The sequence below is a fragment of the Ruegeria sp. BG10 genome (assembly GCF_056538575.1).
Map to the genome: position 1 here is coordinate 707,802 of NZ_JBQFTI010000001.1, position 21,260 is coordinate 729,061.

Here is a 21,260-nt window from a genome sequence, read left to right on the forward strand (position 1 = left end):
CATCTCTCCGGTTTGAAGGCTGTCAGGCGCAATGGGGTGAATCCGAAGTCCATCGGTGAATGTCGATATGGGGTTGTCGGGATAGCCGGTCCCGCGCAGCCAACCACTGGGCTTTGCAGGTTCGCCAATCCCTCAGTTCGGTGTCGGGTCTGGCCCGCGATCTGGCCACGAAATCCGGGAAATGGCCCCGCCCGGTGGGTTGACCCGTCACGCTGTACCGGATGTCAAAGCTCCATCGGAACGCGTCGGTGGTGTTGGTCAGCGATGCGTGCGGGGTCAGCGGATGAAACAACACCACACCGCCGGCTTTGACAGGCAACGGCAGAGCGTCGGTTTCGTCGATGAACCCTTCGGCGATGCCGGTCTGGGTGCGGGCGCAATGCGGCAGGATATCCTGGTCTGCGCTTTTGGGTCGGACCTGCAGGCAGCCGTTTTCGACCGTCGCGTCATTTACAGCGATCCAGACGGTGACCATGTCGGTCTGGTCGGCCTCTTCCAGCGCGACGGCCCGGTCCTGATGCCAGTCCGTTGCGGTGATATGCGCGCGGATTTCGTCCTTGGCCAGTTTTTGTGCCGGGGGTTTCAGGCGAACGTGCTGGATCGGGTTGCTGGTCAGTTCGGGCCCGATCAGTTGTTCGACCACGTCCAGAAGTGGTGGCGCTGTCAGCATGTTGAACACCGCTGGCCCAATGTGAAACGGGGTATCGGCCATGATCCGGTCACCGGGCAGGGAAATATCCAGCGGCTGGAAGTAATCGCACCCCGCCTGATATGCGCACAACAGTTTGTCCCAGAAATCCAACCCGGTCGGTGGTGTTTCAACCCGGCCCTGAGCGTACCAGTCCCGATACAGCCGATTCAGGAGTTCGGCGTATTCCGCCTTGACCGCATCCAGGATGTCGGCGGGGATGACGTTTGGCACGACCAGATAGCCCCGGTCCGTGAAATGGTCGATCTGGTTCTGGGTCAGCATTGGGCGTCTCCTACAGAAGCAAAGCGATGATGCCGGGCCAGATCAGCAGCACCGACAGGGCCAGCAACTGGATACCGATGAACGGCAGAAAGCCCCTGAAGATATCCGTCAGGCTGATATGCGGCGGGGCCACGGATTTCAGGTAAAACGCCGCCGGACCAAACGGTGGCGACAGAAAGCTGACCTGCATGTTCATACAGAAGACAACGCCGAACCAGATCGCAACGTGGCTGGGTTCAAGCTGTCCAATGACCCCGATTTCCTCGATGGGCAGGCGCAACACGATGGGCAGGAATACCGGGATGATCAGCAGCACGATCCCCACCCAGTCCATGAACGCCCCCATGAACAGCAGGATCAGCATCATCACCAGAATAACCAGCATCGACGGCAAGTCTTGCCCGACGATCAGGTCCGCCACGTATTGCGGGCCTCCGGCGATGGTGTAGGCACCGGCAAGGGCAGCGGCTCCGATGGTCACCCAGATGATCGTGCCGGTGGATTTCAGCGTGCGCATAAGGCTGTCCCAGACCAGCTCGAACGACCCTTCGCCCCGCAGAAAGGCGATCACCAGCACCGCGAACGCACCCATGCCGGCCGCTTCAGTAATCCCGGTTATACCGCCATAGATTGACCCGAGCACGACGCCGATTACAACCAGCGGCGCAACAAGTCCCTTGCCCATGTCCCACCCGATTTTCGCGCGCTCTTTGCCGAAGACGAAGAAGATCAGCAGCAGGGCAACGGCGGTAATCCCCGCAAACCACGGCAAGTACTCAGCGGTCCCGAACCGCGCCGGTTCCCCCTGGCTGGCTGCGTTTGATCCGGACAACTCGAAAAACGCAGCACGAATGAATAGCGTGGTAGAAAATCCGGCGACGACGATGCTCATGAACGCGCCAAAGAGCTTGCGTTTTTCGGTCGGTTCGGGGTCGTTCGGGTCAGGTTCGGGCAGGGGGGCATCATCCGGGTTCAGCCGGGTGCGGATGACGATGTAAAGGATGATCATCGATGCCAGCATAAAGCCGGGAATGAAGGACGCGGTGAACAGTGACTTGATCGAGGTTTCGGTGATCAGGCCGTAAATGATCAGAACAATCGACGGCGGGATCATGGTGCCCAGAGACCCGGACGCACAGATCACGCCGATTGCAAGGTTCTGGTTATAGCCAAGGCGCAGCATCTGCGGCAAAGCGATCAGACCCAATAGCACGACTTCGCCACCAATGATGCCGGACATCGCCGCCATGATCACGGCCATGATCGAGGTAACAATGGCAATCCCGCCCCGCGTCCGCGACAGCCAGACGTTCAGGGAAGAATACATATCCTTGGCAATACCCGAACGTTCCAGAAGGGACGCCATGAAGATGAACAACGGAACGGATATGAGAACATAGTCCGTCAACAGCCCGTAAATCTTCTGCGCCAGAATATAGAGCGGCCCGGTCCCCGGCCGCCCCGTCAGGATGCCGTCACCAAAGGAAAACGGATTCAGCAGCAGGGTCGGCTCGAACTTCAGAACCAGCACCAGAACGGCCAGTGATGCCGACGCCAGCCCCAGCGGCATGCCAATTGCCAGAAGGACGATCAGGGCGACCATCAGGATCAGTGAGATCGTGCCAATATCCATCAGTCTTGCCCCATCGCTTTCTTCAGCATCTCGATCTCGTCCTCATCCGGTTCGTCCGTGTGAATTTCGGGTTCCTTGTTCCAGTCCGCGATCAGATTCACGATCGCCTGCATCGCGACCAGAGTGATCACGATCAGCACCATAGGCTGCAACGTGGCGGGAATTGGCGGGTTGAAGGCCGAGCCGTAAAGCTCCCATTTATATAGCTTATTCACGAAGACCTGTTTGTAGCTGCCAAAGACCAGAAAAAAGGCGAACATCACGATCAGAACGGTCGATACCGTGTCAAAGACGCGCTGCAGCCAGCGCGGCACCGCGTCGTAAAGCAGGAAAATCCGGATATGGCTGCGCTGCTGCATGGCGTAGTACCCGGACATCAGGAACACAAAGCTGGCGAACCACAGGGTCATTTCGTTGGCCCATTCGGTCGGCTTTTCCAGGATGTAGCGCATGAAGACTTCGTACAGCATCACGATGGTCATGATCGCGATCATCATCATGGTGACGCGGCCGATGAACAGCGCAAAGCGATCTATGCCGCTGGAGCCGCCGTACTCCATGGCGGCAAGTCGCACGGAGCGCGCACCGATTATGGCAAGGATGGGGGTCAGGATCAGGGCCAGCAGGTCGATGATGTCGATGTACCCGCCAAAGATGCCCGCCATTTCCGGCGTGACATCGCTGCGCAGGTAAATCTCTTCGACCTGACCTTTCAGGGACTCGGATGTATAGGGCAGCCAGTCCAGCAAAAAGGCGGGCAGGTGCCAGACCAGCCAACTGGCGGTCGCGACAAAGGCCAGAGGCACCAACCATTCAACTAATCCACCGGTCGACTTTCGCATCGCGCGTCCCTTCACCGCTAGGCGGCTATTCTGTAGTGATCAATGAAATCCCGGTCAGGCTCGACGCCAATACCGGGGGAAGTCGGGACGCTGACGCGACCGGCGTTGGCCTTGACCTGCGCCTGTATGTCCAGCGGTTCAGTCAGCAACTCGTCCCTGAATTTGTTGTCCGTCGTGTCAAACTCCAGCATCGGTTCCCACGGGTGCAGCCCGCCCGGCATTGCCGGCATGGCCGCCAGAAGCTGCAGGTTTGTGGCCACGGCGATGGCGCTGCCCCAGACGTGATTGATGACCGGCGTGAAATGCGCGTGGCACAGCGTCAGCACGCGCAAATACTCCGAGATTCCACCCAGCGCGCAAACTTCGGGCTGGGCAATGCCAAGGCCGCGACTTTCCAGCAAAGCACGCCAGTTCCAGCGGTTGAACACTGCCTCGCCACCAGCGATGTTGACCTTCAGACCCGCGCGCAGTTCCCGGTATCCGTCAATATCCTCGGGGGCGACGGGTTCTTCGAACCAATAGGCATTCAATTCCTCCAGCGCGTGCCCGACAAAGAACGCGTCCGAAGTCGTATAGGCATGATTTGCATCGACCATGAACGGATAGTGATCCCCGATGCTGCGCCGAACGGCCTCGCAAAGGGTCACATCCGACCGGGGGCCAGTGCCGGTTTTCATCTTGGTGGCGACGAACCCCATGTCCCTGATCTGCACCGCCTCATCGGCAAACCGGGCGGCCAAATCTGCGACCGGTTCGTCGCGCAGCATCATGCCGTAGCCGTAACAGGGCACGTGGGTTCGGTGGCTGCCGCCAATCAGCTTGTGCAGGGGCAGGTTCGCCACTTTGCCGGATATGTCCCACAGCGCAATATCGATCCCGGACAGGGCCTGAACCGGCATTCCGGCTTGCCCGTGATCTCGCAAAAGGTTGTAAACCTTGTGCCAGATCACGTCCCGGTCCAGTGGGTCCATCCCCAGCACCATCGGCTGGATCACGTGTTCGACTATGGATTTGTTTGCGACCGCCACAGCGCCGGGCCCGAAACACTCGCCCCAGCCAGTCACACCCTGATCCGTCTCAACTTCGACCAGATGCGCGGTGCGCTGTGTGTAGTACTGTTGCGAGTATCCCAGCACCTCGGGCATGTCGTACTTGAGTACGTGACTGATAATCCTGGTGATTTTCATGAGAACCACGCGCCCGGGACAGGTGCGGAAAGGCCGCCCAAGCGGCCTTTCCGATTTCTTGGCAGGATGCCGTTTATTGCATCGCCCCCAGGTTCCTCAGGAACTCGACATGGCTTTCCAAAAGCGCCTTGGCCTCGGGCGTGGTGGCGAAGTCCGTCCAGCCAACCTGAACGGCGGCCCGGTACGCAGCCAGGTCCTCGGGCGACCATTCATAAAGCTCAATGCCCTTGGCCCGCAGGTCCTTGGCGGTCTGGGCGTTCTGCACTTCGTTTATGGTTGCGTTGTGCAGGGCCAGGCTGTCCATCGCGACCTCGATAATCTTGCGATGATGCGCGGGCATGGCTTCCCAGACATCCTTGCGGCAGGCAAGATGGTCTGCCGGCATGGAATGAAAGCCCGGATAGTTGGTGTGTCCGGCGATTTCATACAGGCCCAGACCCACATTATTGGTCAGGTTCGCGGCATCCGCGCCATCAATGATGCCGGTCTCAAGAGCGGTGAAGATTTCATTGAAGTCCATCACGATCGGCGAGGCACCCAATTCGGCAAACACCTTGGTCGCAAGCCCCGGAGGTGAGCGGAATTTCCAGTCCTTGAAATCGGCCGCTGTTTTGATCGGCTTGGTCGATGCCAGCGATTCCGGTCCGGGAATCCACCAACCGACGAATTCCATGTCATACCCGTTATACAGTTCGTTCAAGGCGTCCCGGCCGCCGCCATGCAGCAGCCACGCCATCTGTTGATAAGGGTTTTGATACCCGCCCAGAAGATCGCCGGCGAACTGGAAGGCCGGGTTCTTGCCGGTCTGATAGCCTCCGCCGGTCATGTCGCAATCCAGAATGCCCGTAGCGGCGGCATCGAAGGTTTCAACCGACTTAACAACGGATGAGGAATAGAACATCTCAACTTCGATTTCGCCATTCGACATTTCCGTAATGTCGTCGACGAATTTGGCCGCCATCTTGCCTGACAGTTGCTCGGGTGAGAAATGAGTCTGAATGCGAAGCTTGGTTGTCTCGGCCGTGGCAAGTGTGGCCGCCATCGTGGTCGCTACGGCCACAGCGGCCGCTGTCGTCAATAATTTCATATTGTCCTCCCAGACGTTATGCTTGGCGCGCTGGAGATCTTGAGGCCCCCTTGTCAACGAACGCCATTCGACGTTAGGACGGCGAATCGATTGCAACAAGTAAAATGTGAAATTTGAAAAAATTTCGAGATTATTGCAAAAAAACGAAAATACAGATACGACATGCAAGGACCGAAGACCGGGGCGCACAGCATAATGAACAGCGAAGTTGATATTTATCAGGATCTTAAGTCCCGGCTTATTTCCAACGGGTTCGAGCACGGAACAAAGCTGCGGGCTGAAGATCTGCGAAAGGAATACGGGTGTTCCGCCAGCACTGTTCGAGAGGTGCTGTTCCGCCTGTCCACTGTCGGTCTGGCCGATTTTCAGGAGCAAAGGGGGTTTCGGGTTCCCAACCGCTCACCCCAGAAACTGATCGAACTGACCCATTTGCGGATACTTCTTGAAGGCGAAGGAACCGTTTTGTCCATCCGTAATGGCGGTGTGGATTGGGAAGCCCGCCTGACCGCAGCGCATCACAAGCTGAGCCATATCGAAAAGCGCATCCACGCCAAGGGCGACCCCAGCGATCTGGTCAACATCTGGTTTGCCTCGGAAAAAGAGTTCCATCAGACGCTGATTTCAGCCTGCAAATCCGAGACGCTGCAACAGATGCACGGGCGTATTTACGCGCAGTTCCGCCAGCAGTTGATGGTTGCAGATCGGCGGTTCGAGTTCATTTCCGCAAATATCCAGCACCACGCCAATATTCTCGAAGCTGCGCTTTCGGGAGACGAAGACCTGACGCGGCAGAAAATTCACGACCATCTGGCCCGTCACCTGACCGGAAAGACCATGGGCGACTAGCCGGGCAGATCGTCCTGAAGGTAAATCTTGATAATCTCTTCGAAACTTCGTTCAGCTTTAAACCCAAGGGCACGGGCTCGGTCCGGCTTGAAGTCACGCGGCCAGCCAGCGACGATCTGCGCGATCATCGGATCGGGGACCGGCCTGATCAGATCCACAGCCGCCTGACCCGCCACTTGTCTGAGTGCTTCGATCTGTTCGGCAACAGTGCAACTGATGCCCGGCATGTTGAGGGCGCGGCGGTCGTCCAACAGGGCTGTATCGAGTTGCGCGGCATGGGTCAGGAAAGTTGCCGCGGCGCGCGGACTTGCATGCCAGTGACGCACTGTGTCGGGGACCGGCAAAATGGCCTCTGACCCGTTCAGCGGTTCGCGGATGATGCCGGAAAAGAAAGACGAAGCCGCCGCGTTCGCCTTGCCGGGCCGGACGCACAGCGTCGGAAGGCGCAGTGAAATTCCGTCGATGTACCCTTTGCGGCTGAAGTCCGAGATCATCAGTTCCGACGCCGCTTTCTGAGCGCCGTAACTTGTCAGCGGCGCGGTCAGGAACTCGTCTCCGATCTGGTCCGGATAGGGTCCTCCGAAAACGGCAATGGACGATGTGAAAACCACGCGGGGACAATATGTTCCGCCGGATGCTTCATGTTCGGTTCTCAGCGCGGTCAGCAGGTTCCACATCGCCATCATGTTGACGTCCCAGCCAAGCGAGAAATCGGTCTCGGCCTGACCCGAAACGATTGCGGCAAGGTGAAAGATCACATCAGGTCGGGTGGCGGCAAGCGATCGGACGGTTTCGGGGTGAGACAGATCGCCGGTCACGGTCGTGGTGCCAGTGCCCGCATCTGTGACCGCCCGGTCAAACAAGGTCAGGTTTGCCGATGGGCCGAAGGGGCGGTCCGACAGGATGCGTTGGGTCAGTTTCCGCCCCAGCATTCCCGCGCCGCCGATGATCAGGACCCCGGTCACAGCAAACCGTTCCGCTTTTTGAGCTCAAGATAGAGCCCGGAGTGATCAATTTCGGCGCCGTCCATGTGGTTTATCAGGTATTCGAACCTGTCCCGAACGGCCTGTGTTGACGGCAGTTCCAGTCCCGCTGCTGCGGCCTCGGCCAGAGTATTGTCCAGGTCTTTGAGTTGGAACTTCGAAAGGCCGCCGGGTGTAAAATTGCCCTCGGACATCCGTTCGCCATGTTGTTGCAGAATGATCGAATCCGCAAATCCACCCTTCAGGGCCTGTCGCAGGGCGGCAGGATCAGCGCCGCCCTTTTCGGCCAGCAATGTTGCCTCGGCCACAGCCGAGATCGTGACTGCCACGATGGTCTGATTGGCCAGTTTGCACAATTGCCCCGTTCCGGAAGGGCCAACATGAACCGGGCGGCCCATGGCGGACAGAATGGGTTTGACCAATTCCAGCGTTCTGTCCTCTCCGCCCACCATAATCGCCAGAGAGCCAGCTTCGGCACCCTTTGTACCCCCCGAAACCGGCGCATCCAGATGGGCGACACCCATGTCTTTTAGCTGGGCGGATTGTTCGCGCGCGTGTTCCGGCTTGGCGCTGGACATGTCGATCCAGATCATTCCAGGCCGAAGCGCGCTGCGGAAGGCTGCATCCGACAAAAGCTCTGCCGTGGCGAACCCATCTGACAACATGGTAATTATGACGTCGGCGCCTGAAATTGCGTCCGCCGCCATGGGGGCAGTATCGGCGCCTTCGTCAACTAGGGGTTTGGCCTTTTCGGCGCTTCGGTTCCAGACGGTCAGGTTGAATCCGGCCTTCAGCAGATTCCAAGCCATAGGCGCGCCCATCAGGCCGGTGCCGATCAGGGTTATTCGGCTGTTTTGCGTCATGCCGACGAGTCCTTTCTGCGCAATAGCGTCCTGAGTTCGGTCAAGAGTTGGTCATGTAGGGGTCAGCCAGCAGGCGCTATGGATTTCCAATCGCATTCAATTGCGCGGAAACTAACCGATTCGCGGCCAAAATCACGAAAATATAAAAATTTTCGAGATTGACGCCCGCGTCCTGGGCGGCGAGTTTATCAGCGGCACACCAAATCATCGAACCGGGGGTGGACAGGCCAATGACCCGAAGAATCTCGAAAGACCAACTGCGGTCACGCAAATGGTTCATGAATTCTGAAAACCTTGAGATGACGGCGCTGTATCTAGAGCGATATCTGAACTACGGCCTGACGCGGGCTGAGCTGCAATCCGGCAAGCCGATCATTGGTATCGCCCAGACCGGTAGCGACCTGAGCCCCTGCAACCGTCACCATATCGAACTGTCAAAGCGGGTTCGCGATGGCATCATCGCGGCCGGGGGCACATGCATAGAAATTCCGGTGCATCCGATTCAGGAAACCGGCAAACGCCCGACCGCGTCGCTGGACCGAAATCTGGCCTACCTGTCGCTGGTGGAAAGCCTGTTTGGATACCCATTGGACGGGGTCGTTCTGAACATCGGCTGCGACAAGACCACGCCGGCGCTGTTAATGGCGGCGGCCACGGTGAATATTCCGGCCATTGCCCTGTCGGTCGGTCCGATGCTGAACGGGTGGTGGAAAGGGGAGCGGGCCGGGTCGGGCACCGTGATCTGGAAAGCGCGCGAAGACCTTGCCGCAGGCCGGATCGACACCGACGAGTTCATGGAGATCGCAGCCGCATCCGCGCCTTCCGTTGGGTATTGCAACACGATGGGAACGGCCACGACGATGAATTCACTGGCCGAGGCGCTGGGGATGCAGTTGCCGGGATCAGCCGCCATTCCCGCGCCGTATCGGGAACGCGGGCAGATCAGCTATGAAACCGGCAGGCGCATTGTCGAGATGGTGTGGGAGGACCTGCGCCCAAGTGATGTGATGACCCGTGCAGCGTTTGAAAACGCAATTGTTGTCAACTCCGCCATCGGTGGATCGACCAACGCGCCCATCCACCTGAACGCCATTGCCAGACATCTGGGCGTGCCATTGAACAACGACGATTGGCAGAACCTCGGGCACGACATACCGCTGTTGGTCAACATGCAGCCCGCGGGCAAATATTTGGGTGAGGATTATCAACAGTCGGGCGGTGTCCCGGCCGTAGTGGGCGAGCTTATCGCGGGCGGGTTACTGCCCAATCCCGATACCGTGACGGTCAACGGGCGCTCCATCGGTCAGAACTGCACGGATCGCCGGTCATTGAACACTGACGTGATAAGACCGGTAAGTGAGCCGGTCAAACAGCAGGCCGGGTTCATCAACCTCTCGGGCAACCTGTTCGAAAGCGCGATTATGAAAACCTCGGTGATCTCACCCGCGTTTCGCAAGGCTTACCTGTCGAACCCGGATGACCCCGACGCATTTGAAGGGCGCGCCGTGGTGTTCGATGGCCCCGAAGATTTCCATCACAGGATCGACGATCCGGCGGAAAACATCGACGAGACCTGCATCTTGATCATGCGCGGCGCCGGCCCTGTCGGCTATCCCGGCGCTGCCGAGGTGGTGAATATGCGGCCGCCGTCCTACCTGATCCAAAAGGGGGTCGAGGCCCTGCCATGTATCGGCGACGGGCGGCAGTCGGGCACATCCGGCAGCCCTTCGATCCTGAACGCCTCGCCCGAGGCTGCCGAGGGGGGCGGGCTGGCACTGGTCCGGAACGGCGATCGTCTGCGCATTGATCTCAGCAAGGGATCGGCGGACATGCTGGTGCCGCTGGATGAGTTGAACGAACGGGCCCGCGCGCTTGAGGCTGCGGGTGGGTATGCGATGCCGCTCAGCCAGTCACCGTGGCAGGAGATTTTCCGCGAAAAAGTAGACCGGCTGGATCGCGGCATGACGTTGAAAGGGGCGGATGCGTTTCAGGATATCGCGCGCAAATCCCTGCCTCGGGATAATCACTGAAGGACAAGGGGATGAAATTGACATGCTTTGACGCTGCCCGAGCAGATGGTCGGAAGGTTGTCCGTCATGCCTGATCTTTTGCAGATTGGCGGCATTACCGAGGCGATGCGCACCCGTCTGAACGGGGCGTTCGATATCCGCCAGTTGGACGATTTCGACACCGGCAAAATCACGTACATAATCACCAACGGCCATGACGGCGTGCCTGCCGACCTGATGGCGGCATTGCCGAACCTCAAAGCCATTAGCGTCTATGGCGTGGGCTATGACGCAGTTGATGCCAGCGCAGCCGCCCGGCGAGGGGTGGTCGTGACTCATACGCCGGACGTTTTGAATCAGGAAGTTGCCACAACGGCGGTCTTGCTGATGTTATCCTGCTACCGGGAACTGGTGCGGGACGATGCTTATGTCCGTTCAGGGGATTGGGAAAACAAGGGCAATGCACCGCTGACCCGCTCGGCGGATAATCGGAAGATCGGCATACTGGGGCTGGGGCGGATCGGGCAGGCCATCGCGCGGAAACTGGAGCCGTGGGACTCCGAAATTGTTTACCACACGCGCGCACCAAAGGACGTTCCCTACAGATACTTCGATAATCTCGTGGACATGGCCACATATGTCGACGTCCTGATCTGCATCACACCCGGAGGCCCAGCGACCGAAAAGATCGTAGATGCCGAGGTGATCGGGGCTCTGGGCCCCGGTGGAACGCTGATAAATGTCAGCAGGGGGTCGGTTGTGGATGAAACCGCGCTGATCGCGGCGCTGCAGGAGGGCAGGCTGGGCTGGGCCGGCCTTGATGTTTTTCGCGACGAACCGCGGGTTCCCAAAGCTCTGCGAGAGTTGCCGAACGTCGTCCTCTTGCCCCACGCCGGCAGCGCTACGGTCGAAACCCGCGCGGCGATGGGCGACCTGACTGTCGACAACCTGTTGCAACACCTGGAAGACGGAACCGTTTTGACACCCGTTCCCGAATGCAAGGATTTGTAAGCGCCTCTGGGCTCCGTTCCCGGGACCGGTCAAAGCGAGGCGGTTATGCCGCCATCGACGTACAGCGTATGACCGTTCACGAAACTGGACGCCGCCGACGACAGGAAAATCGCCGCACCCACAAGCTCGCCCACGTCGCCCCAGCGTCCGGCCGGAGTGCGCTTTGCCAGCCAGGCACTGAATTCGGGATCGGCCACAAGCGCGGCGTTCAAAGGGGTGTCGAAGTATCCCGGGGCGATGGCATTGCAGTTCAGCCCATACTGCGCCCAGTCGGTTGCCATGCCTTTGGTCAGGTTTGCCACCGCGCCCTTGGTGGCCGTGTACGGGGCGATGCCGGGTCTGGCCAGAGCGGTTTGAACCGAGGCTATGTTGATGATCTTGCCCTTGCCACGCTCAATCATGTGCCGCGCGACGGCCTGACCCACATGAAACACCGAGGCGATATTGGTTTGCAGCAACCGCTCAAACGCGTCGGCGGGAAAATTCTGCAATTCGGTTCTGTGCTGCATCCCGGCGTTGTTGATCAGGACGTCAATCGGGCCTGTTGTAGCCTCGAACTGATCCACCGCAGACCTGACGCCTTCGTGGTCGGTGACGTCAAAGGCAAGTTCGTGGACAACCGCCCCTGCGCCGCGCAGGTCCGAGGCGGCGGTCGAAATCTTGGCCGTGTCCCGCCCGTTCAGAATGATTTCGGCGCCTGCACCAGCCAGCCCACTGGCAAGCGCCAGGCCGATGCCCTGACTGGACCCCGTGATCAAAACCCGCTGTCCGGTCAGGTCAAACAATTGAAGCGTCATATCGAAAAAACCCCTTGGTGTATGGCGCCAACTATCCGTATCTTTTTGCGGTCTGTATAGGGAAGATAGCGATATGCCGGCCTCAAACGCTTGTGTTGTTGTCCATGCTGCGCGCGACCTGCGGCTGGAAACGCGCGAAACCCCGGATCCCGGCCCGGGTGAAGTTCTGGTTGAGATGAAGGCGGGCGGTATCTGCGGCTCGGACCTGCATTACTACACTCATGGCGGGTTCGGTGCGATCCGGCTGCGTGAGCCGATGGTGCTTGGGCATGAGGTTGCGGGAACTGTTTCCAGATTGGGAGAGGGCGTTCAGGGGCTGGACATCGGTCAGCTTGTGGCTGTGTCCCCGTCGCGGCCCTGTCAGGCATGTGAATATTGCCTGCGGGGGCAGCAAAACCACTGTCTGAACATGCGGTTTTATGGCAGCGCCATGCCGTTTCCACATATTCAGGGCGCGTTCCGGCAGAAGTTGGTCGCGGATGCAGATCAATGCGTTCCGGCTGATGGGTTAACAGCCGCGCAGGCGGCGATGGCGGAACCTCTGGCCGTGTGTCTTCATGCGATACGGCAGGCCGGCAATCTTGTCGGAAAAACGGTTCTGGTCACAGGCTGCGGACCGATTGGTTGTCTTGTGATCCTTGCCGCCCGCCGCGCCGGGGCCGCTCGGATCGTTGCCACGGATCTTTCGGATTTTACCCTGAACATGGCAATGGACTGCGGTGCGGATGAGGGGATCGACGTGCAATCCGCCCCGGATAAGCTGAAGCGGTTCAGCAGCGGCAAGGGGCAGATCGACGTGCATCTGGAATGTTCCGGTGCCGTTCAGGCAGTGGCCACGGGCGTCGAATGTCTGCGGCCGGGCGGCATGCTGATCCAGTTGGGTCTGGGTGGGGATATGCGGGTTCCGATGCAGATGATCACAGCCAAAGAGATCACTCTGCGCGGCTCGTTCCGGTTCCACCCGGAATTTTCTACGGCGGTTCAGATGATGCAGGGCGGGTTGTTGAACGTGGAGCCGCTTATTTCCCACAGTTTCGATATGTCGGAGGCCGTTCTGGCCTTTGATACTGCGTCCGACCGGTCCAGCGCGATGAAAGTTCAGTTGACGTTTCAGGGGGAATAAATTCCGATGACACTTTCCAGACCCGTGGTTGGCGCGGCCATCGCCTCAACCAGCTTTCGGCAGACCAATGGCGAAATTTGCGAACTTGGCCAGCCCAAGACGCGTTGGACCGTCCTATTTGTCTATCGCGGGCGGCATTGTCCGCGCTGCAAGCGCTACCTGAATAAGCTGAACGACCAGTTGGCCGATTGGGTTGCGAATATGGATGTCATCGTGGTGTCGGCCGATCCATTGGAGAAAGCCCTGGCCGATAAGGCGGAGTTTGGCTGGAAGTTCGATCTTTGCTATGGCCTGACGGTTTCGCAGATGCGGGATCTTGGTCTCTACGTGTCTCAGCCTTTGTCCGATGCTGAAACGGACCGCCCATTTGCGGAACCGGGCATGTTCGCTTTGCGGCCCGACGGTACTTTGATGCTGGTCGACATTTCAAACGGCCCGGCGGCCCGACCGGATCTTGATGAGCTTCTGGACGGGATGAATTTCAATATCGACAACGATCGGCCCGTGCGGGGAACTGCCTGACGGGCGGCCGATGGAAACCGGATATTTGACGGCGACATGCCAACACGGCGGAACACGTATCGGGCAATCAGCGAACACAGCAGGGATACCACGTCATGAACAGCATCCGATCCGTAGAGGCCAGATTGTTCAATGTGCCGCTTGCCGAAGTGCTGGTGGACGCAAAGCACGGGGATCACACCTTTTTTCAGCTTGTCACCGTTGCCGTTAGAACCGAAGGGGGAGCCGAAGGGATCGGGTATACCTACACAGGCGGCAAGGGCGGGCACGCCATACTAGCGACGATCGAACACGATCTGGCGCCGTTTCTGACCGGCAAGGACGCGGATCAAGTAGAGGCGTTGAATGACGCTATGCAATGGCATGTGCATTATGTCGCGCGCGGCGGCATCGCGTCCTTTGCCATATCGGCGGTTGATATCGCGCTGTGGGACCTTCGTGGAAAGCTGAGCGGCCTGCCATTGTGGAAAATGGCGGGTGGGGCGTCAGACCGCTGCAAGGCCTATGCCGGAGGCATCGACCTGAATTTCTCGCTGGACCGGCTTCTGGCGCAAACCGAAGGATATCTGGCGCGCGGATTCAACGGAGTGAAGATCAAAGTGGGTCAGCCCAGCTTGTCGGATGATCTGCAGCGGGCAAAAGCCGTGCGCGCGTTGCTGGGGCCGGACCGGTTCTTCATGGTCGACGCGAATTACTCGATGTCGGTGGAACAGGCGATCGACGCGGCACAAGGCTTTGCCGAGCACGACGTTCTGTGGTTCGAGGAGCCTACAATTCCGGATGATTACAAAGGTTATGGGCGCATAGCCGCAGAGACCGGCGTGCCGCTGGCGATGGGGGAAAACCTGCATACGATCCATGAATTCGAATACGCGTTCGAGGATGCCGGGCTGAGTTTCGTGCAGCCGGACGCCTCGAATTGCGGCGGCATCACGGGCTGGCTGCAGGTGGCTTCGCTCAGCCGCAAAAACGGCATTCCGGTGTGCAGTCATGGCATGCAGGAACTGCATGTCAGCCTGGTATCCGCGCAACCCCATTCGGGATGGCTGGAGGTTCATTCTTTTCCGATTGATCAATACACCAAGCGCCCGCTGGTGGTGCAGGATTGTCTGGCGGTGGCCCCGGATACCCCCGGAACTGGCGTGGAATTTGACTGGGACAGGCTGCGTTCCGAACACAAGGACGAGCCGTGATCGCCGGTAGATCATCTTTGGGCTGACAAGGCGCGGGACTGATCGTTTAAGACTGGATAAAGAAAAAAGAACGCGAAACGGGGGCCAAAAGGTTCATGGCAACAAAATCAGCAAGCAAAGCCGTGTTCCTGTCGGGCAGCCTGATGCGGCACGTAACCCGCATGTCGTTGACCACCAGCATTGGCCTGATGGCGATCTTTGCGGTGGATTTCGTTGACATGGTGTTCATCTCAATGCTGGGCAATGACGCATTGGCGGCGGCGGTCGGTTATGCAGGTACGCTGCTGTTCTTCACCAATTCGATCAATGTCGGGCTTTCGATTGCGGCCGGGGCATTGGTCGCACGAGAGCTTGGAGCCGGCCGCCCCGAGCAGGCCCGGCAATTCGGGACCAGCGTTGCCATTCTGGGTATTCTGGTCAGTCTTCTGGTCTCGGTCGTGGTGTTGTTCAACCTGACGTTTTTCCTGTCTCTGCTGGGTGCCAAGGATGAGGTTCTGCGGCTGGCGGCGCGCTACGTCTCGATCATCCTCCCGACCATGTGGGTGATGGCGGTCGCAATGGCGGGGATGGCGGTTTTGCGTGCCCACGGGGATGCGCGGAGGTCGATGCAGGCGACGATTTACGGCGGGGTCGCAAACGCTGTGCTTGACCCGATCCTGATCTTTGCGGTCGGGCTGGGGCTGGACGGTGCGGCCATCGCATCGGTGATTGCAAGGGTGTGCATGCTGATCGCCGCCGTCAGGCCGGCGGTGCGTGTGCATCAGGGTTTTGCCCGACCGTCCGTGAAACAGGCGATGTCGGATTTAAGGCCGGTTCGGGCCATCGCGGTTCCGGCCGTTCTGACCAATATCGCCACTCCGATCGGCAACGCCATCGTGATCCGCGAAGTTGCCCAGTTCGGAACGGATGCCGTGGCAGGCATGGCCGTCATCGCGCGCCTGATGCCGGTGGCGTTTTCGGTCGTCTTTGCCCTGTCGGGTGCGATTGGTCCTATCGTCGGGCAGAACTTTGGCGCCGCTCAGTACGACCGCGTGAAAGAGACTTTTCTGGCCGGGGTCAAGTTTACGGCCGTCTATGTTTGCCTGATGGCCGCGACCTTGTTTTTGCTGCGTGCACCCATCGCCGATCTGTTTCAGGCGCAGGGTGAAACCCGGGCATTGATCTACCTGTTCTGCGGGCCGCTGGCGCTGACTTCGTTTTTCAATGGAGTGATCTTTGTCGCCAACGCAAGTTTCAACAACCTGGGGCATCCGGTCTATTCGACCTGGGTCAACTGGGGGCGACACACGTTGGGAACCTGGCCATTCGCCGTGGCCGGGGCCTATATCGCCGGCGCGCCCGGCGTGTTGTTGGGGCAGGCGCTTGGCGGGGTTATATTTGCAGCGATCTGCTGGGTTCTTGTTCGCCGCGTCGTGGCGCAGATCGCCCAGCCGCAACCCGTCGATCCTTTTGCGGGGCAGAACCGGTTGCAGGCACTGTTCGGGCGGCGAGGCTGGTAATCGGATCAATCGCCCTGATTGCGGGCTTCCAGGCGTTCAAGATTGACAACGGTCGACAGCATAATGCGGTCATGGCTCCAATCCTCGGTCTGTCGAACGGATGCAGCGCCCAGCCCAAGCACCAGTGCAAAGACCAGCGTCAGACCCAGGAACATGAACGGCATTGTAGACTGTACCGAGGGCGCATCCGCCAGGGCGATCACCCTTTGACGCAGCACCCGTTTTGCCTTGCCGCCGGTGACCAAAGCCACGTTCAGCACACGCGGGCTGCCCCGCACAACGGTTCTGGCGCAATAGTCCAGCAGACAAGAGGTATAATCGCGCGCGTCAATGCCCTTGCGCGCAACAACGGATTGATCACAGGCCAGTTCGCGCAGGCGGCCGAACTGGTATTTTAGGGCCAGATAGGCCGGATTCCAAAACAGCAGCGGGCGCAGCAATTCGAACCCAAGTTCCCATTCCACGTCCCCGGCGCGCACATGCTGCAACTCATGTGCCAGTGCAAAACGCAGCTCTCGTGGGGTGTCCAGCAGATGGCTGGGCAACACGACATGACGCCGGCGCAGCCCGCGGACTGCGAAGGGAACCGCGATGCGGTCCGACAGGCGGATATCGACCCGTGTGGACCGGCGCCACAAAAAGCTGTTGTTCACCGTTTCGCGGATTGCCAGCCCGTCCCGGAGCGCGCGCAGGGCATAGACCAGCGCGGCAAGCGCCATCAGCACGAGGACAGCCGAAACAATCTGGTGCTCGCCGCTGACGATCACCTCAACCCAGCGCTGGCGCGTGTTCAGCAGCGCTTCGAACTGGGTGGCCGGCATGGCGATGTCCCCCCGCAAATAAGCGGCAACGGCAAGGTCACCAATGGCAACCGGTCCGCCCGCAGAGGTATGAGAGGCAAGCCCGGAAACCCCCAGCGCCAACAGGGGGCTGAGAACAATGCACAGGCAGAGCGCCTTGAGCGCGCGCAACTGTGCCACAAATCCATGGCTGAGGGATGTTCTGGACAATACGCCCCGTGCCACCAGCCAGACAAACGCGGCCAGACCAAGGACAAGGTTGAATTCCAGAAACATATCGAGAACCGGTTTAACCGCTGTCATTTTGCAGTCTCCTCTCTACCAGTGCCCGAATTTCCTCCAGATCGGCTTCACTCAGCCCCGCATCATCGACCAGACGCGCCACCAGCGAGGCTGGTGTATCGTCGAACAACGTGCGGGAAAGGTTCTGCAGCGACCGCGCCTGATACCTGTCCTTTTCCAGAAGCGGCCTGTAGATCAGCGTTTTGCCGTCCTTGCGACTTTCGACAAATCCTTTTTCGTCAAGAATCCGCAGGATGGTTGCGCCGGACGTATAGGCCAGGTTGCGCTCTGGCGGCAGGCGATCAAGGACGTCACGGACCGAGCCCTGACCCAGAGCCCAGAGTTCGTTCATGAACTCAAGTTCCACTTCGGTCAGCAGTTTCGTCGTTTTTTTCTTACGCATTGGTCTTTGTGACGTCATCTTTTGTTATGCCTGACAGACAAGCATCCTTTCAGCTGTTTTCAAAGCTCAAACTTTCCAGAACACGAAAACGCCCCATCCGATGGACAGAAACAGCGGCGTCCAGACCGGCTGACCCACCAGCCCAAGCCAGGCCAGAAAGATATAGGCCGAGCCCAGAAGCGTGATGAACAGCCGGTCGCCCAACGTGGTGGTCAGGCCCAGCGCACCGCGCCGTTCGATCCCGTCGCGGAATTTTGTGACCTCTAGCACGCCAATCAGGGCGATGGCCGAAAAGATACCGACAAACACGGCCAGAGTTGCTGGGGTCCAGGCCATCCAGAAATCAGGCCACAGCGGGTCTGTCCAGGAGAAGCCTTTTTCCTCTTGCTGGCCAACATTGCCCCATCCTGCCTGCTGCGCGAAGGCCGCTGAGGGGAGGAAAGGAAGGGCGAGAAGGAGTTTACGCATATCGAACCTCACACACGTCCCATCGCGAAACCGCGCGCGATGTAGTTGCGGACAAACCAGATGACGATGGCGCCGGGGATGATGGTCAATGTCCCGGCAGCCGCCAGCAGGCCGAGTTCGTATCCGGCGCTGGAGGCTGTGCGGGTCATCACAGCAGCGATGGGCTTGGCCTCGACCGCGGTCAGGGTTTTGGCCAGCAGCATCTCGACCCATGAGAACATGAAGCAGAAGAAGGCCGCGACACCCACGCCCGCTTTGATGTTGGGCAAGAAGATCGTCACGAAGAAGCGCGGGAAGGAATAGCCATCGACATAGGCCGTTTCATCCAGCTCTTTCGGGATACCCCGCATGAAACCTTCGAGAATCCACACAGCCAGCGGCACGTTGAACAGCGTATGCGCCAGCGCCACCGCCAGATAGGTATCGAACAGGTGGATCGACGAATAAAGCTGGAAGAACGGCAGAGCGAAGACTGCCGCCGGGGCCATCCGGTTGGTCAGCAGCCAGAAGAACAACTGCTTGTCTCCCAGAAACCGATAGCGCGAGAACGCATAGGCAGCGGGCAGGGCGACACAGACCGAAAGCACCGTGTTCATCGTCACATAGATGATCGAGTTGATGTAACCCCAGTACCACGTCGGATCGGTGAAGATGGTGATGTAGTTCTCCAGCGTAAAGGTCTGGGGGAACAGCGAAAAGCCCGACAGGATCTCATTCGTGGTCTTGAAGGACATCGCCACCAGCCAATAGATCGGCAGCATCAGGAATGCGATATAGAGGATCGGGATGATGGACCGCTTTTTCATTGCGCGTCATCCTTTGTCATCAGAGTGTAGAAGACCCAGCTGACCAGCAGCGTGATGGCGAAATAGATCAGGCTCATCGCGGCCGCAGGGCCAAGGTCGAACTGTCCCAGTGCGATCTTCACAAGGTCGATCGACAGCAGGGTGGTTGAGTTGCCGGGGCCGCCGCCGGTCAGAACGAAGGGCTCGGTATAGATGTTGAAACTGTCCATAAACCGCAGCAGAACGGCGATCGTCAGGACGGTCTTCATCTTGGGCAGTTGGATATAGCGGAACACCGACCAGGGGCTCGCGCCGTCGATCTTGGCCGCCTGGTAATAGGCGTCCGGGATCGACACGAGGCCTGCGTAGCACAGCAGAACAACCAGCGAAGTCCAGTGCCAGACATCCATGATGATGACGGTAATCCAGGCCGACAGCGGCTGTTGTGTCATGTCATAGTTGATGCCCAGCACGTCATTCAGGAAATATCCCATCAACCCGATTTTCGGCAGGGTGAAGATGTTCCACATCGAGCCGACCACGTTCCAAGGGATCAGCATCGGCAGGGCCATCAGCACCAGACAGACCGGCACCCAGAACCCTTTGCGGGGCATGGACAGCGCCACGATGATGCCCAGAGGCACCTCGATCAGCAGGATCAGGAAGGTGAACAGGAACTGACGACCCAGAGCGGCCTGAAACCGGTCAGACCGCAGAATCTGTTCGAACCAGCCTAGCCCTTCCCAGAAGAACTGGTTGTTGCCGAAGGTTTCCTGCACCGAATAGTTGACCACCGTCATCATCGGCACCAGCGCATTGAACGCGACAAGAGCAAGTACCGGCAGGACAAAGAACCATGCTTTTTGGTTTTCCGTTCTCATTGTGCCCGCTCCTGAGTTGCGATCCAGCCGTCGCGGTAGACGCGGGATTGTTCGGGTTTGAATTGCAGAAATACGTGTGAGCCGGGGTTGGGAGCATTGTGTTCAGCTACGGCTTTCACAGGGGTATCACCGACCATGGCGCTGACCACGTAGTGACGGCCAATGTCCGACACCTTGGTGACATGCGCGGGGATGCCGGCTTCACCAAAGCTAATGTATTCCGGGCGAATGCCCAAATCGGTGCGGCCACCGTCGCCGTGGGTCGGGCCTTCCAGCATCACCTCGTGGCCTTCGAACACGGCGCGGTCGCCTTTGGCCTCACAGGGCAAGACATTCATGCCGGGCGATCCGATGAAGTGGCCGACAAACGTGTGCTGCGGGCGTTCGAACAGTTCAACCGGGGTTCCGATCTGAACCACTTCGCCTTCCTGCATCACCACAACCTCATCCGCGAAGGTCAGCGCCTCGGTCTGGTCGTGTGTGACGTAGATCATCGTCGCCTTCACACGCTGGTGCAGCTCCTTCAGCTTGGACCGCAGCTTCCATTTCAGATGCGGGTCGATCACGGTCAGCGGTTCATCGAACATCACCGCATTCACATCGTCACGCACCAATCCGCGCCCCATCGAGATTTTCTGTTTGTTATCCGGGCTCAGACCCGAGGCACGGGTGTTCAGCATGTCCGTGACGTCCAGCATCTCGGCAATTTCCGAAACACGGCGTTCGATAGTTGCTGCATCGATGCCCCGGTTCTTCAGCGGAAAGGCCAGGTTCTCGCCCACGGTCATCGTGTCGTAGATCACCGGGAACTGGAACACCTGCGCGATGTTGCGCTGATCGGGGGGCAGGGCGGTGACGTCGCGGTCGCCGAACAGAATCTGCCCCTCGGACGGCGTCAGCAGGCCCGAGATGATATTCAGCAGCGTGGACTTGCCACAGCCCGACGGACCCAGTAGCGCATAAGCGCCGCCGTCACGCCATGTCACGTCGATTTCCTTCAGCGCATAATCTTCCGGGCCTTTCGGCGTGGGCATGTAACTGTGTCGAAGGTTTGAAAGCTTGATCTGTGCCAT

The 21,260-nt window shown here is 59.0% G+C and carries 21 protein-coding genes; 7 read left to right on the plus strand and 14 right to left on the minus strand.

Translation table 11 applies throughout. From position 1 onward, the window contains the following. Window positions 1–22 precede the first annotated feature (22 nt). The 5 genes from ACR0D8_RS03450 to ACR0D8_RS03470 all read right to left on the minus strand — a co-directional run bounded on the left by ACR0D8_RS03450 (window position 23) and on the right by ACR0D8_RS03470 (window position 5,722). On the minus strand, window positions 23–973 hold the full coding sequence (locus ACR0D8_RS03450) for a phytanoyl-CoA dioxygenase family protein (RefSeq protein ID WP_480644629.1): 951 nt from the start codon (window positions 971–973) through the stop codon (window positions 23–25). A gap of 10 nt (window positions 974–983) precedes the next feature. Further along, window positions 984–2,606: a TRAP transporter large permease gene (locus tag ACR0D8_RS03455; RefSeq protein WP_480644630.1), complete on the minus strand. Its 1,623-nt coding sequence runs from the start codon at window positions 2,604–2,606 to the stop codon at window positions 984–986. Next, a complete protein-coding gene (locus ACR0D8_RS03460; RefSeq protein ID WP_475159455.1) occupies window positions 2,606–3,448 on the minus strand; it encodes a TRAP transporter small permease subunit in 843 nt (280 codons plus the stop codon). Before ACR0D8_RS03460 ends, ACR0D8_RS03455 begins: the two co-directional genes overlap by 1 nt. A gap of 17 nt (window positions 3,449–3,465) precedes the next feature. After that, the gene (locus ACR0D8_RS03465) at window positions 3,466–4,635 is read right to left on the minus strand and encodes a mandelate racemase/muconate lactonizing enzyme family protein (protein ID WP_480644632.1); all 1,170 of its coding nucleotides are present in this window, start codon (window positions 4,633–4,635) and stop codon (window positions 3,466–3,468) included. Between the two features lie 73 nt (window positions 4,636–4,708). Further along, window positions 4,709–5,722 (minus strand): TRAP transporter substrate-binding protein, encoded by a 1,014-nt coding sequence (locus tag ACR0D8_RS03470; protein WP_475159460.1) that lies wholly within the window; start codon window positions 5,720–5,722, stop codon window positions 4,709–4,711. Between the two features lie 195 nt (window positions 5,723–5,917). Here ACR0D8_RS03470 and ACR0D8_RS03475 point away from each other — a divergent pair, with 195 nt between their 5' ends. Further along, window positions 5,918–6,568: a GntR family transcriptional regulator gene (locus ACR0D8_RS03475; protein WP_475159464.1), complete on the plus strand. Its 651-nt coding sequence runs from the start codon at window positions 5,918–5,920 to the stop codon at window positions 6,566–6,568. Here ACR0D8_RS03475 and denD read toward each other — a convergent pair. Both denD and ACR0D8_RS03485 read right to left on the minus strand, forming a co-directional pair. Then, a complete protein-coding gene (gene denD / locus ACR0D8_RS03480) occupies window positions 6,565–7,533 on the minus strand; it encodes a D-erythronate dehydrogenase (RefSeq protein ID WP_480644634.1) in 969 nt (322 codons plus the stop codon). The genes ACR0D8_RS03475 and denD overlap by 4 nt on opposite strands. Further along, window positions 7,530–8,414: an NAD(P)-dependent oxidoreductase gene (locus tag ACR0D8_RS03485; RefSeq protein ID WP_480644635.1), complete on the minus strand. Its 885-nt coding sequence runs from the start codon at window positions 8,412–8,414 to the stop codon at window positions 7,530–7,532. Before ACR0D8_RS03485 ends, denD begins: the two co-directional genes overlap by 4 nt. Before the next feature lie 230 nt (window positions 8,415–8,644). On the opposite strand from ACR0D8_RS03485, the gene ACR0D8_RS03490 reads away from it, so the two are divergent. After that, window positions 8,645–10,444 (plus strand): IlvD/Edd family dehydratase, encoded by a 1,800-nt coding sequence (locus tag ACR0D8_RS03490; protein ID WP_480644636.1) that lies wholly within the window; start codon window positions 8,645–8,647, stop codon window positions 10,442–10,444. A 66-nt stretch (window positions 10,445–10,510) separates the two neighbouring features. After that, the gene (locus ACR0D8_RS03495; protein WP_480644637.1) at window positions 10,511–11,434 is read left to right on the plus strand and encodes a 2-hydroxyacid dehydrogenase; all 924 of its coding nucleotides are present in this window, start codon (window positions 10,511–10,513) and stop codon (window positions 11,432–11,434) included. 29 nt (window positions 11,435–11,463) lie between these two features. Here the strand turns inward: ACR0D8_RS03495 and ACR0D8_RS03500 are convergent, their stop codons facing one another. Next, window positions 11,464–12,231 (minus strand): SDR family oxidoreductase, encoded by a 768-nt coding sequence (locus ACR0D8_RS03500; protein WP_475159474.1) that lies wholly within the window; start codon window positions 12,229–12,231, stop codon window positions 11,464–11,466. Between the two features lie 73 nt (window positions 12,232–12,304). On the opposite strand from ACR0D8_RS03500, the gene ACR0D8_RS03505 reads away from it, so the two are divergent. From ACR0D8_RS03505 to ACR0D8_RS03520, 4 genes are all read left to right on the plus strand, one after another. Next, window positions 12,305–13,354: an L-idonate 5-dehydrogenase gene (locus ACR0D8_RS03505; protein ID WP_480644639.1), complete on the plus strand. Its 1,050-nt coding sequence runs from the start codon at window positions 12,305–12,307 to the stop codon at window positions 13,352–13,354. 6 nt (window positions 13,355–13,360) lie between these two features. Beyond that, entirely contained in the window at window positions 13,361–13,876 is a 516-nt protein-coding gene (locus ACR0D8_RS03510; RefSeq protein WP_480644641.1) for a redoxin domain-containing protein, read from the plus strand. 95 nt (window positions 13,877–13,971) lie between these two features. Further along, the gene (locus ACR0D8_RS03515) at window positions 13,972–15,069 is read left to right on the plus strand and encodes a mandelate racemase/muconate lactonizing enzyme family protein (RefSeq protein ID WP_480644642.1); all 1,098 of its coding nucleotides are present in this window, start codon (window positions 13,972–13,974) and stop codon (window positions 15,067–15,069) included. A 95-nt stretch (window positions 15,070–15,164) separates the two neighbouring features. After that, complete coding sequence (locus tag ACR0D8_RS03520; RefSeq protein ID WP_480644643.1) at window positions 15,165–16,568, plus strand: MATE family efflux transporter; 1,404 nt, start codon at window positions 15,165–15,167, stop codon at window positions 16,566–16,568. A gap of 5 nt (window positions 16,569–16,573) precedes the next feature. Here ACR0D8_RS03520 and ACR0D8_RS03525 read toward each other — a convergent pair whose 3' ends face one another. The 6 genes from ACR0D8_RS03525 to ACR0D8_RS03550 form a co-directional block, all read right to left on the minus strand. After that, on the minus strand, window positions 16,574–17,671 hold the full coding sequence (locus tag ACR0D8_RS03525; protein ID WP_480644644.1) for a M56 family metallopeptidase: 1,098 nt from the start codon (window positions 17,669–17,671) through the stop codon (window positions 16,574–16,576). Continuing rightward, window positions 17,658–18,053 carry a BlaI/MecI/CopY family transcriptional regulator gene (locus tag ACR0D8_RS03530; protein WP_480644645.1) on the minus strand — a complete coding sequence of 132 codons (396 nt, stop codon included), beginning with the start codon at window positions 18,051–18,053 and terminating at the stop codon, window positions 17,658–17,660. The genes ACR0D8_RS03525 and ACR0D8_RS03530 overlap by 14 nt, the downstream gene beginning before the upstream one ends. 66 nt (window positions 18,054–18,119) lie before the next feature. Then, window positions 18,120–18,521 carry a DUF2160 domain-containing protein gene (locus tag ACR0D8_RS03535; RefSeq protein ID WP_480644646.1) on the minus strand — a complete coding sequence of 134 codons (402 nt, stop codon included), beginning with the start codon at window positions 18,519–18,521 and terminating at the stop codon, window positions 18,120–18,122. Window positions 18,522–18,529: 8 nt separating this feature from the next. Beyond that, complete coding sequence (locus ACR0D8_RS03540) at window positions 18,530–19,327, minus strand: carbohydrate ABC transporter permease (protein WP_480644647.1); 798 nt, start codon at window positions 19,325–19,327, stop codon at window positions 18,530–18,532. Continuing rightward, entirely contained in the window at window positions 19,324–20,187 is an 864-nt protein-coding gene (locus tag ACR0D8_RS03545; RefSeq protein ID WP_475159489.1) for a carbohydrate ABC transporter permease, read from the minus strand. The genes ACR0D8_RS03540 and ACR0D8_RS03545 overlap by 4 nt, the downstream gene beginning before the upstream one ends. Continuing rightward, window positions 20,184–21,260, minus strand: a complete 1,077-nt coding sequence (locus ACR0D8_RS03550; protein WP_480644649.1) for an ABC transporter ATP-binding protein — start codon at window positions 21,258–21,260, stop codon at window positions 20,184–20,186. Before ACR0D8_RS03550 ends, ACR0D8_RS03545 begins: the two co-directional genes overlap by 4 nt.